Origin of the sequence: Arenibacter certesii DSM 19833 (assembly GCF_000429545.1) — a bacterium.
GTDB lineage: Bacteria > Bacteroidota > Bacteroidia > Flavobacteriales > Flavobacteriaceae > Arenibacter > Arenibacter certesii.
The window spans coordinates 40227-52378 of record NZ_AUCB01000007.1 but is presented as its reverse complement, the minus strand read 5'-3'; the positions used below and the strand labels follow the sequence as shown (position 1 = coordinate 52378).

Sequence of the window (12152 nt, the reverse complement as noted above, 5' to 3'; positions counted from 1 at the left end):
TTTTAATAAATAGAAACAATGAATATACCTTCAGATTTAAAATACACCAAAGACCACGAGTGGGTAAAAGTAGATGGTGATATTGCTACAGTAGGAATTACTGATTTCGCACAAGGAGAACTTGGCGATATCGTATATGTTGAGGTGGAGACCTTGGATGAGACCCTAGATAAAGACGAGGTTTTTGGATCCGTAGAAGCAGTGAAAACTGTTTCTGATCTATTTCTACCTTTAAGTGGAGAGATTATTGCTTTTAATGAGTCTTTGGAGGATGAGCCAGAAAAGGTGAACAGTGATCCTTATGGGGAAGGTTGGATTATTAAGATAAAGATCAGTGACGCTTCTGAGATAGAAGCTCTAATGGCAGACGCTGATTACAAAGAGTTAGTGGGTGCATAGAAAATACCTTTTTACTACTGCATTTATAAGCTGGATAGTGTTAGTAACACTACTCAGCTTATTTTCTTTTAGTGGGAATAATGCGCTTCCCAATATTAAAATCCCACATTTTGACAAGTTTGTTCACTTCTCCTTTTATTTTGGTGCAACAATTTTAGGAACTATGTGTGTATGGGAAAGAACAAAAGGCAGATTTTCCCTCCGTAAAACAATATTTTGGGTAGTAGGATTCGCCATCACTTATGGCATAATTATTGAAGTGTTACAAGCGTGGTTTACTTCCTATCGCCAGGGGGATATTTTGGATGTTTTGGCTAATAGTGCTGGAGCTTTGTTGGCCGGGTTGGTAGTGAAGTGGTTTTTTTCGGGGAATACCCCCTTGAAGTGGAGAAATTAGTTTTTTTTCAATATCTTGTCAACGGTTTCTGAAAAGCTAAGGATGCCTTGACAGTTATGGAAGATGTAATAGTATAAATATAAAGCTCATCCTACTTTTATAAATGTTAGAAGGTTGTTAAAAGGTAAACTTGGTGCTCCCGAGAGGGTATTTGAAATTTTTTCTCCTATTTTTTGGAAAAAATTTTAAACAGATGAAATAAATATATAAATTAGCGAACATTAAACTTATAAACTATGGAACTTAAAAAGAATCCTAAGGCGGATTTAACAAGAAATAGCGGACTTTATTTCGTTATTGGTTTGGTTGCGGTGTTAGCGTTAACATGGGTGGCTTTTGAATGGAAGACCTATGATGACGATAACAATTTTGACTATACTATGAATGTGGAGGATACTTTGGATGAAGAAGTTCCTATGACTGAACAAATAAAAACTCCACCGCCACCACCGCCACCAGCAGCACCCGAAATAATTGAAATTGTAGAGGATGAGGAAGAGGTAGAGGAAACAGTTATTGAATCTACCGAAACTAGCCAGGAGGAAGAGGTGATAGAAGTTGCAGATGTGGAAGTAGAAGAAGTAGAAGAAGATCTAGATATTCCTTTCGCGGTTATTGAAGATGTGCCAATTTTTCCAGGTTGTGAAAACGAAAAGGATAAGAGAGCATGTTTTAACGAAATGATGCAAAAGCATATTAGTAAAAACTTCCGTTACCCCGAAATTGCTCAAGAAATGGGTGTTCAAGGTAGAGTGAATATAATGTTCGTTATTCAAAAGGACGGAAGTATTGGAAATGTTAGGATGAGGGGTCCAGATAAGAATCTTGAAGCAGAAGCAGCACGTATTATTGAAAAGTTGCCTAAGATGACTCCAGGTAAGCAAAGAGGTAGAGCGGTTCGTGTACCATTTAGTATTCCGATCACCTTTAAGTTGCAATAGTAGAAAGTAAGAATATATTTATGATCCCGGGCTTAGGTCCGGGATTTTTTGTTTCTGTCAACCATCAACCCCAATCTTTTCGCTGATAGTAAATCACTGATTGCATTTTAGTGCAATGCTTTTTGTTAAATAGTCTTCCCGGTAATAATAAACATCATCAATTGGTTGCAAAAATATGTAAGGCAATGTATCTTTGCGCTCTTATTAAAAAAAGGGGATGAAAACGGCAGTTGGTTCAGTGAAAAGCGATTCATTCGCAATGTATTTTTCTGATTTTAAAGAGATTACAAAGGTAAGACTTGCTGTTAGTGTGGTCTTTTCTTCCATTGCTGGATATTTGTTAGGTGCCGTTGAGGTAAATTATATGTCCGTTTTGTTGTTAGCGTTTGGTGGATACTGCATGGTGGGTGCTTCCAATGCATTTAATCAGGTAATCGAAAGAGACCTAGATGCTTTAATGAAGCGGACCATGAATAGGCCTATCCCAGCTGGCAGGATGTCTGTTGTCACGGCAATGACCATAGCAATTACGCTTACTATTCTTGGGATTGTTACCCTTTATTTTTTGAATCCTAAAACCGCCATGTTTGGCGCAATTTCCATATTTCTTTATACCAGTGTATATACTCCGTTAAAGACAAAAACACCTTTGTCCGTATTTGTGGGGGCTTTTCCTGGTGCAATACCCTTTATGTTAGGATGGGTTGCGGCCACAGATAATTTTGGAATAGAGCCGGGCACCTTGTTTATGATCCAATTTTTTTGGCAATTTCCACATTTTTGGGCGTTGGGATGGATGTTGGACGATGATTATAAAAGAGGTGGTTTTAAAATGTTGCCAACTGGGAAAAAAGATAGAGGTACTGCCTTGCAGATTATTATGTATACCCTTTGGATGATTGTGATCTCCATTATACCTGTATTTGGATTTACAGGAAGGTTAACGTTGTCTGTTGTTGCTGCTATCATCATTTTCCTAATGGGCCTAGGTATGCTCTTTTTTGCATTTCGTTTATATGAAAAAAGGGACAATGCATCGGCGCGCAAATTAATGCTGGCCAGTGTTAGTTATATCACTTTAATGCAGGTGGTATATGTAATCGATAAATTTATTTAATACAGATGGACTTAACTCAAGGGACTAAAAAAGTAAAGAACGAGAGGGCTAAAAAGATGATGCTTTGGTTTGGGATTGTAAGCCTTATAATGGGGTTTGCAGGCTGGACTAGCGCCTACATTGTTAGTAGTTCCAGAGAGGATTGGTTAGATGATATTGCGCTTCCTTCAGCATTTTTGTTTAGTACTATAGTGATTATTTTAAGTAGCTTTACCTATTGGTTGGCTAAAAGGGCAATAGCAAAGGATAATCATAAGCAATGCGGCAATTGGCTATTGCTTACCTTGGGACTTGGGATTGCCTTTATAGTATTTCAATTCAATGGTTTTTCTCAAATGAATGCTCAAGGGTATTATTTCACAGGACCTACCAGTAGTATAAAAATGTCTTATGTGTTTTTGATCGCAGCAGTGCACGTTGTGCATGTGGTGGCGGGTATTATTAGTCTTTTGGTGGTGGTCGTTAATCATTTTAAGAAAAAATACTCTTCAGAGAATATGCTGGGATTGGAATTAGGAGCAACTTTTTGGCATTTTCTAGATATTCTTTGGGTATATTTGATTCTATTTATGTATTTCGTTAAGTAGGTATTTGCTTTATTTTTAGTTTGATAGGCTATATTGGATGAGCCCTTATTTAGAATGTATTTTTTTAACCATTTTTGAATGGCAAAAATTTGGTTTAGCCGAAAAAAATGTAAATTTGTGAAAATTTTATTAACACGATAACTTTTATATGGATTCTACGGTTACTACGGTTGCAGAGGAGAACGTTTGGGGCGGAGGGAATAACAAACCATTAGGTGCCAGTTATGGCAAAATGATGATTTGGTTCTTTATTGTTTCTGATTCATTAACCTTTGCGGGTTTTCTGGTGGCATACGGTTTTGCAAGGTTTAAGTTTGCTGATTCTTGGATTATTGCAGATGAGGTATTTACCCACGTTCCATTTTTTCATGGGAGCTATCCTATGTATTATGTAGCTTTTATGACTTTTGTCCTCATTATTTCTTCCGTAACAATGGTGTTGGCAGTGGATGCGGGACATCGTATGGATAAGAAGAAAACAACCTGGTATATGTTCTTAACCGTTCTTGGTGGACTTGTATTTATTGGTTCGCAAGCTTGGGAGTGGGCAACCTTTATTAAAGGGGATTATGGTGCTTTAGAGACCAAGGGTGGTCGTATTATTCAGTTTCAGGCTGCTGATTCTGGAGAGAGATTGGCGCTTAAAGACTTTGCTAAAGCTATTCCAGGGGAGCGAGTAGATCACGAACGTAAAAATGGAATTTGGTATTACGAAGAAAAAGCACTTCCAAGCTATTCTCTGAATGAAGTGATAGAAGGTGCAAAAGCAGATCCTAATGTTGTTGTTCGTGTTGAGCAATTAACAGAAAAAGGAGAAAAAACAGTGCTCTCTAGGGAAGATAGTCTTAAGAAATTAGATGAAGCAGTAATGGTGGTAGAAGGTGCAAACCTAATACACAACGAATATGGGAATAGGCTGTTTGCTGATCTGTTTTTCTTTATTACCGGTTTCCACGGTTTTCACGTTAGTATGGGGATTATGTTGAATATTATTGTATTCTTTAATGTCCTGCTAGGAACCTACGAAAAGCGTGGTCATTATGAAATGGTAGAAAAAGTTGGACTCTACTGGCACTTTGTGGATTTGGTATGGGTATTCGTATTTACCTTCTTCTACTTGGTGTAATTAATTAACGAAATCTTATTATCTGTCATAAGACGTAAAAAATATATTTAAAATGGCACAAGAACACAAGCTTGCAATCTTTAGGGGACGTTGGAAATTTAAGTCCAATATTCAAAAAATATGGGGAGTACTTATATTGCTTAGCCTTATCACAGCGGTTGAAGTGGTTTTAGGAATTATAAAGCCTTCTAGTTTGGTGCATTCCCATTTCCTTGGGATGAAATTGCTAAACTGGATCTTTATCATCTTAACCTTGGTGAAAGCCTATTATATTGCATGGGACTTTATGCACTTACGGGATGAAAAAACATCTCTAAGGAGAATTATCGTTTGGACTCCTGTATTTTTGATCTCTTACATCATCTTCATAATGTTGTTCGAGGCAGATTATATCTACAACATTTTGAAGGATAGTTTTATAGCCTGGAACTTCTAACGAATAATTAACAACTTAAAAGACGGTTTAACGACCGTCTTTTTTATTTTTGTACAGGCCATATTGGGAGGAGGCTTATTGCCTCTTTTTGCTTTATGGTCCTTGTAATTTTTAACAGATGAAAAAAACATTTGTCCTTGTTGTCTTGTTTGTCCTTCCAATTGTAATTTATCTGTTTTTCGCTTCAGGGGTCACTAACTTTGGAAAGTTGTCCAAACTGACAGAAAACGTCTCGGAAATAGGATTTAATCAAGAGGATGTATCGCTTCAGGGCAAGATAACTGTTTTAGGTTTCTTAGGGAAAAATATCCAATATCAGCAAGCACAGGCTTTTAACTTGAATCAGAAAATATATAAAAGATTTTATGAATTTCAAGATTTTCAGTTTGTGATGGTTATGCCAAAAGGCACAGAGACAGCTGTGGAATCCCTTAAGTTGGAGCTGGGGCAATTGGCTGATGTTTCAAAATGGCACTTTGTTTTTGGGGAAGAACAAGATATAAGAGATCAGTTTAATAGTTTAGGTACCAATATTGTCTTAGGAGATGATCTTGGAACTCCCCATGTGTTTATAATAGATAAGGAAAGAACGCTAAGGGGAAGAGACGATGATGAGGATGAAGGGGTTAAATATGGGTTTAATGCCTTGGAGGTAGCTGAGCTTAATAATAAGATGATCGATGATATTAAAATCGTTTTGGCCGAATACCGTATGGCCCTAAAGAAATATAAAGCCGATAGAGAGATATAATGCAAAAAAATAAATACACCTACGTCTGGGTCTCCTTGGTAGTTTTGGTTTTCGGAATTATTTTTATTCCTAGAATTATAGATCGCCTTCAAGAGGGGACCGTGGTTCAAAATGATAGAATGAACCTTAAAGGTGATAATGAAAGACTAGCCTTTGTGGAAATGAACGGGAAAAAGCGAAAAGTACCTTCCTTTGCCTTTGTGAACCAGGATAGTCTTATGATTACCAATAGGGATTTTGATGGGAAAGTATATATCGTAGAATTTTTCTTCACCTCTTGTCCAACTATCTGTCCTATTATGAACAGGAACTTGGTAGAGCTGCAAGATGAATTTAAGGAGTTTGACGACTTTGGAGTGGCTTCATTTACCATTGACCCAGAAAATGATACTCCTTCTGTACTGAAGGCGTATGCAGAGGATTATGGGGTTACCAATATGGATTGGCATTTTTTGACCGGCGATATGAAGGATATTTATGAACTTGCCAATACGGGGTTTAGTATTTTTGCAGCCCAAATGCCTGAAGCCGCTGGCGGATTTGAACATGCTGGCTTATTTGCTCTAATCGATAAAAATGGATTTATTCGTTCGCGAACAGATAAATTTGGCAATCCCATTATCTATTATAGAGGGGCAATAACAGAATCCGAAAAGGTAAACGACCATGGCGAAGAAGAGCAGATTTCGATACTTAAACGTGATATAAGAAAATTATTGGAAGAGTAGCATGAAGGTAGATTTAGCTAAAGAAAAGAAGTTTAATAAACTTATTAATGTGGTGTCTGTGGTGATTCCGCTGGTGGTAGCCCTCCTATTTGGTGTTAAATTGCCCAACGTAGAGCCCTTGCGCTTCTTGCCGCCTATATATGCCTCTGTAAACGGACTTACGGCGATATTACTGGTTGTTGCAGTGATTGCGGTGAAACAAGGTAAGCTAGAGCTTCATAAAAAAATAATGACTGGCTGCATTGCACTATCTCTGGCTTTTTTAGTCATGTATGTGGCTTATCATATGACGTCAGACTCTACTACATTTGGTGGCGAGGGGCCTATAAAGTACGTGTATTACTTTATTTTAATAACACATATTATTTTGTCCATAGTAATTGTGCCAATGGTGTTGCGTACCTTTGCTAAGGCTTATTTACAGCAATTTGAAGCTCATAGAAGACTTGCTAAGTTTACTTTTCCTATTTGGCTATATGTAGCAGTAAGCGGTGTGGTGGTTTATTTAATGATATCTCCTTATTATGGAAACTAAAGTTAATGTACTCTTTAATAAATTTGGTGGTACTAAGATGAGAAATCTAGTGCTTTCCCTATTATTCGTTATAATGATATTTCCGCAGTCTGCAGTTGCGCAATGTGCAATGTGTAGGGCGGTATTGGAAACTGGCGGCGATAATGCAGTTGCCGAAGGAATTAATAATGGGATTGTATATCTAATGGCCGTTCCTTATTTATTGGTTGGTGGCCTATTCTTCTTTGTCTATAGGAAAATGAAATCTTAGATTTTCCTACTTACCATCTTTTTTTAAATAATCTTACGGGTTAAAGCGTTCCAAACTTTTAACTATTGTAATAGTGAACGCCTTCTATAGTCTTCTTCAATTTAACTTACCTTTCTTAAATCAAAAACAAATTAGATTCCATTTAATATTTCTTGTAGTTGGGTGGAATTATTGAATTACTTTATTCATTGGATATCTTCACCTTATGTAAATTGGTAATGAATAGTGGGATAGGTGAGAGAAATCATTTCGGTGTCAAGATCTTATTCGTATTTTTACGAGTAAGGCAAGACGTAATTCATAATAGATAAGAATCCGAAAATTAATCGGCGCAGGGAAAGATTGTCGGTTGTGGTATATGTTAAAGCATAGATGTTAAATTTATTTTATAATTTAATCTTCTCTTTATCAATAGTTTATTGGTAATTTATCATAATTTTCGAATATTTATGTAACATTTAAAAGGATGCTTAGTCTTATACTTGTAGCAACCAAAACCAGCTAATTCATTAAAAAACATGATTGAAATAAAAGATCTGCATAAATCTTATAAAATGGGGAGTAATACCCTCCATGTGTTAAAAGGAATTAATTTTTCTGTGGAAGATGGTGAATTGGTAGCAATTATGGGTTCTTCAGGTTCTGGAAAATCTACTCTTCTCAATATTTTAGGAATGCTGGATGTGCTGGACGAGGGATCTTATACCTTAGATGGAGTGCCTATTAAGAACATGAATGAAACCAAGGCTGCCCAGTATAGAAACAAGTTTTTGGGGTTTGTTTTTCAATCGTTCAACTTAATCAATTACAAAACAGCAGCTGAAAATGTATCGCTTCCTTTGTACTACCAAAAGGTGGGTAGAAGGGAACGCCAAGAGAAAGCTTTAAAGTATTTGGAACAAGTAGGTCTTAAGGAATGGGCGGGCCATTTGCCAAGTGAATTGTCCGGTGGACAAAAACAACGGGTTGCTATCGCTAGGGCCATGGCAGCAGAGCCAAAAGTGTTGCTGGCCGATGAGCCAACAGGGGCACTAGATAGTAAGACTTCCTATGAGGTGATGGACCTGATCCAAAAAATTAACGATGCGGGGAATACTATTCTAATCGTTACCCATGAGCCAGATATTGCTAAAATGTGTAAAAGAATTGTTCACTTAAAGGATGGTGTTATTATAGAGGACGAAAAAATAACCCAGGTAAGAGCGTCACAATATGTTCAGTAGTGATAATTGGAAGGAGATTTTCGATACTATTCAAAAGAATAAGCTTCGAACATTCCTATCGGGATTTACCGTGGCTTTGGGGATCTTAATCTTTGTGGTCTTGTTTGGTATGGGGAATGGCCTTATCAATACCTTTGATGACTTTTTTGGTGACGATGCTACCAATGTTCTTTATGTGTTCCCAGGACGTACTACTATTCCATATAAAGGGTACAAATCCAATAGGACAATTGAGTTTGATAACTCCGACCTGGTCGATATAGAAAAAAATCTTGCTATGTTCGTGGAGTACACTACTCCTAGGATTACCAGAGGGGGATTGGTAAAGTATAAAAGCGAATCCAATAACTATACTACACGGGCAGTGGGACCGGCGCATCAATATGCAGAAAAGACAATAATGATGAAGGGGCGTTACCTAAATAGTGAGGATATTAAGAACAGAACCAAATATGTGGTCATCGGTAGGTTGGTAGAGCAGGACCTCTTTGGCACAAAGAATTCAATTGGTGAATATATTGATGTGGCCGGTATAGCCTTTAGGGTTATTGGAGTGTTTCAGGATGAAGGGGGCGACAACGAAGAACGATTAATCTATATGCCCTATACCACTCGGCAGCTCATTGAAAAAAACACAGATAAAATAGATCAGTTTATAGTCGGGTTTAAGCCAGAGATTGGGTACGTGGGAGCTATGGCGCTAGACAAGAGTTTAGGTAGGTTCATTAGAGAAAAGAAACACATAAGCCCAGAAGATCAAAACGGTTTCTTTATAAGAAACGTGGCGGACCAATTGAAGCAAAACCAGCAATTTGCCAGAGTGCTACAAATTATTGTTGCCTTTGTTGCCTTTGGAACCATTATAGCGGGAATTATAGGAATTAGTAATATCATGGTATTTGTGGTTAAAGAACGTACCAAGGAATTGGGAATTAGAAAAGCCTTGGGAGCAACACCAAAATCCGTAATTAGCTCTATACTATTGGAATCCGTATTTATTACTACTATTTCCGGATTTATTGGGATGATCCTTGGAATTGCCGTACTAAACTTTATGGGTGATAAGCTTAAGGATTATTTTATAACCAATCCCTTTATTGATATCACGATGGCCATTAGCGCTACGGTACTTTTAATCATATTCGGTGCCATTGCGGGCTATATTCCAGCAAAACGAGCAGCTGATATCAAACCAATTGTAGCCTTAAGAGACGAATAATATGCGATTTATATTTGACACTAATACATGGCAGGAGATATTTGGTTCTATTGGGAAAAATAGGACTAGGACCATAATTACCGTAATAGGGGTATTGTGGGGGATTTTTATTTATATAGCCCTTTCCGGTGCCGCAAAAGGAATGGATAATGGGTTTGAAGAGGTATTTGAGAACGTTGCCAAGAACAGTATGTTCGTATGGGCGCAAAATACTAGTATGCCCTATGAGGGGTTTAGAACGGGAAGGCCTATACAGTTGAAGTTAGAGGATGCTACTAGTATAAAGAATAGGATTCCGGAAATACAATATATAGCACCTAGGAATGTAAGAGGCGTGTTTGGAGATGCGCCAGGGACAATAGTAAGAGGGCAGAAATTTGGTAGTTATAACGTTTATGGGGACTTTCCAGTATTTACCAAAATTACTACAAAAAAAATATATGATGGCGGTAGATTTATCAATGATGCAGATATAGAACAAGCAAGAAAAGTATGCGTTATTGGGGAACGTACCGAAAAGGAATTGTTTGAAAAGGGAGAGATGCCTATTGGGAAATTTATACGGATAGACAATGTATTCTTCCAAGTTGTTGGCGTGCATAAGTTTTCTCAAGGAGGAGGATTTGATAGCGATGGCGATATTTTTATTCCTTTTTCTACCTACAGGAAATTATATAACAGCGGGAATAATGTGGGATGGTTTTCTATTGCAGCCTATGATGATGCAGATGTGCTGAAAGTGGAAGAAAGCGTTAAAACGCTGTTGAAGTCTATCCATCGGGTAAATCCGGAAGATGAACGGGCCTTTGGATCTTTTAACTTAGGAGAGATCTTTGGTCGTGTTAGTGGTTTTGCCAAGGGGCTCACTTTTTTATCGCTAGTGGTGGGTATTGCTACCATTTTAGCAGGGGTGATAGGGATTGGAAATATCTTATTGATTTCAGTAAAAGAAAGAACCAAGGAAATAGGGGTACGTAGGGCTTTGGGGGCTACGCCACGTGAGGTGCGCGCTCAAATCATTTTAGAATCTGTATTTCTTACCGTGACAGCAGGGATTATGGGGATTATTTTGGGTGCAGTAGTGCTTACTATTATTAATAATGCCACCCAAGACCTAGACTTTCCTTATTCCAATCCTACCGTGCCCATACCTTATGTTATAGGCGCTTTGGCTATTATGGTTATCCTAGGGACTTTAATAGGGTTAATTCCTGCCCAAAGAGCAGTAAGTATAAAACCAATAGACGCGTTAAGAGAAGAATAAACTAAACCAATTCAAATAAATAGATATAGAAATGAATAAGATTGTAAAATATGTGCTAATAGGGGTTTTGGTACTTGGAGCGTTATGGGCGGCTGCCTTCTTTATAAAATCCAATAGCAAATCTGCCATATCCTACGAGGTGAAAACCCCGATAACCACTAGTATAGAAAAGAAAACAGTTGCCACCGGGAAAGTAATTCCGGAAGACGAGGTAGAGATTAAACCACAAATTTCTGGAATAATAGATGAGATATTTCTTAATGAGGGCGTTAAAGTAGCCGCTGGGGATCTTATTGCGAAAATTAAGGTGGTGCCTAACGAGCAATCTCTTAATCAGGCAAAAGGAAGAGTTAGAAATGCAGAAATAGCCTTAAATAATGTTAAGATAGAATACGACAGAAATAAAACCTTATTTGATAAAGGGGTAATTTCGAGCCAAGATTACAATACTCAAAAATTAAGGTATGACCAGGCTGTTTTGGAATTGGAAAATGCACGCTCAGATTACCAGATTATTCGTGTGGGTTCTGCTGGGGGCTCCTCTCTTGCCAACACCAATATCAGAGCTACTGTTTCTGGAACAGTCTTGGAAATTCCAGTTAAAAAAGGAGATCAGGTAATCCAGAGCAATAACTTTAATGAAGGGACCACCATTGCTACAATTGCAGATTTGAGTGTTATGATCTTTGAAGGTAAGGTAGATGAGGGGGAAGTTGGTAAATTGAAATTGGGGATGCCATTAGAGATAAACTTGGGAGCGATCAACGATAAAAAATTTGATGCCAAACTTAGATTTATAGCGCCAAAAGGGGTTGAAGAAGCAGGAGCTGTACAGTTTAAGATTGAAGGTGACGTCACCGTTGAGGATGATTTCTTGATCCGTGCAGGATATAGTGCCAATGCCTCCTTGGTTTTGGAAAGAAAAGAAGATGTTATGGCTATTCCAGAAGCGCTATTGCAATTTGATAAAACAACGGACAAACCTTTTGTGGAAATTGCCATGGGGCCAATTGAGGAGCAAAAATTTGAAAGACGTGATGTTGAGATCGGTATCTCCGATGGAGTTAACGTGGAAATTTTATCTGGAATCAATGAGGAAGATAGGGTGAAAATATGGAATAAGACGGAGCCTATTAAAATAGGTAAGGAAGAAGATGAAGAAACCAAATAAGACCAATT

General features: G+C 37.7%; 15 protein-coding genes. All 15 read left to right on the top strand.

Annotation, left to right across the window (positions count from 1 at the left end; translation table 11 throughout):
- Positions 1-18 precede the first annotated feature (18 nt).
- The 15 genes from gcvH to G466_RS0103950 all read left to right on the top strand — a co-directional run bounded on the left by gcvH (position 19) and on the right by G466_RS0103950 (position 12144).
- Complete coding sequence (gene gcvH, locus G466_RS0104030; RefSeq protein WP_026812494.1) at positions 19-399, top strand: glycine cleavage system protein GcvH; 381 nt, start codon at positions 19-21, stop codon at positions 397-399.
- Positions 400-436: 37 nt separating this feature from the next.
- Positions 437-796, top strand: a complete 360-nt coding sequence (locus G466_RS21410; RefSeq protein WP_034234590.1) for a VanZ family protein — start codon at positions 437-439, stop codon at positions 794-796.
- 236 nt (positions 797-1032) lie between these two features.
- Entirely contained in the window at positions 1033-1737 is a 705-nt protein-coding gene (locus G466_RS0104020) for an energy transducer TonB (RefSeq protein WP_026812493.1), read from the top strand.
- Positions 1738-1954: 217 nt separating this feature from the next.
- On the top strand, positions 1955-2854 hold the full coding sequence (gene cyoE / locus G466_RS0104015) for a heme o synthase (RefSeq protein ID WP_026812492.1): 900 nt from the start codon (positions 1955-1957) through the stop codon (positions 2852-2854).
- A 5-nt stretch (positions 2855-2859) separates the two neighbouring features.
- A complete protein-coding gene (locus tag G466_RS0104010; RefSeq protein WP_026812491.1) occupies positions 2860-3441 on the top strand; it encodes a cytochrome c oxidase subunit 3 in 582 nt (193 codons plus the stop codon).
- Positions 3442-3589: 148 nt separating this feature from the next.
- Positions 3590-4567, top strand: a complete 978-nt coding sequence (locus tag G466_RS0104000) for a cytochrome c oxidase subunit 3 (RefSeq protein ID WP_026812490.1) — start codon at positions 3590-3592, stop codon at positions 4565-4567.
- A gap of 52 nt (positions 4568-4619) precedes the next feature.
- Complete coding sequence (locus G466_RS0103995) at positions 4620-5003, top strand: cytochrome C oxidase subunit IV family protein (RefSeq protein ID WP_026812489.1); 384 nt, start codon at positions 4620-4622, stop codon at positions 5001-5003.
- Positions 5004-5121: 118 nt separating this feature from the next.
- Positions 5122-5754, top strand: coding sequence for a thioredoxin domain-containing protein (locus tag G466_RS0103985; protein WP_026812488.1), 633 nt, complete (start codon positions 5122-5124; stop codon positions 5752-5754).
- The gene (locus tag G466_RS0103980; protein WP_026812487.1) at positions 5754-6482 is read left to right on the top strand and encodes an SCO family protein; all 729 of its coding nucleotides are present in this window, start codon (positions 5754-5756) and stop codon (positions 6480-6482) included. The genes G466_RS0103985 and G466_RS0103980 overlap by 1 nt, the downstream gene beginning before the upstream one ends.
- Before the next feature lies 1 nt (position 6483).
- The gene (locus tag G466_RS0103975; protein ID WP_026812486.1) at positions 6484-7017 is read left to right on the top strand and encodes a DUF420 domain-containing protein; all 534 of its coding nucleotides are present in this window, start codon (positions 6484-6486) and stop codon (positions 7015-7017) included.
- A gap of 37 nt (positions 7018-7054) precedes the next feature.
- Positions 7055-7267 (top strand): hypothetical protein, encoded by a 213-nt coding sequence (locus G466_RS0103970; RefSeq protein WP_026812485.1) that lies wholly within the window; start codon positions 7055-7057, stop codon positions 7265-7267.
- 518 nt (positions 7268-7785) lie between these two features.
- Positions 7786-8490 carry an ABC transporter ATP-binding protein gene (locus G466_RS0103965; RefSeq protein WP_026812484.1) on the top strand — a complete coding sequence of 235 codons (705 nt, stop codon included), beginning with the start codon at positions 7786-7788 and terminating at the stop codon, positions 8488-8490.
- Positions 8480-9709 (top strand): ABC transporter permease, encoded by a 1230-nt coding sequence (locus G466_RS0103960; RefSeq protein WP_026812483.1) that lies wholly within the window; start codon positions 8480-8482, stop codon positions 9707-9709. The genes G466_RS0103965 and G466_RS0103960 overlap by 11 nt, the downstream gene beginning before the upstream one ends.
- A gap of 1 nt (position 9710) precedes the next feature.
- Positions 9711-10973: an ABC transporter permease gene (locus G466_RS0103955; protein WP_026812482.1), complete on the top strand. Its 1263-nt coding sequence runs from the start codon at positions 9711-9713 to the stop codon at positions 10971-10973.
- Positions 10974-11004: 31 nt separating this feature from the next.
- On the top strand, positions 11005-12144 hold the full coding sequence (locus G466_RS0103950) for an efflux RND transporter periplasmic adaptor subunit (RefSeq protein ID WP_026812481.1): 1140 nt from the start codon (positions 11005-11007) through the stop codon (positions 12142-12144).
- The last annotated feature ends 8 nt before the right edge of the window (positions 12145-12152 follow it).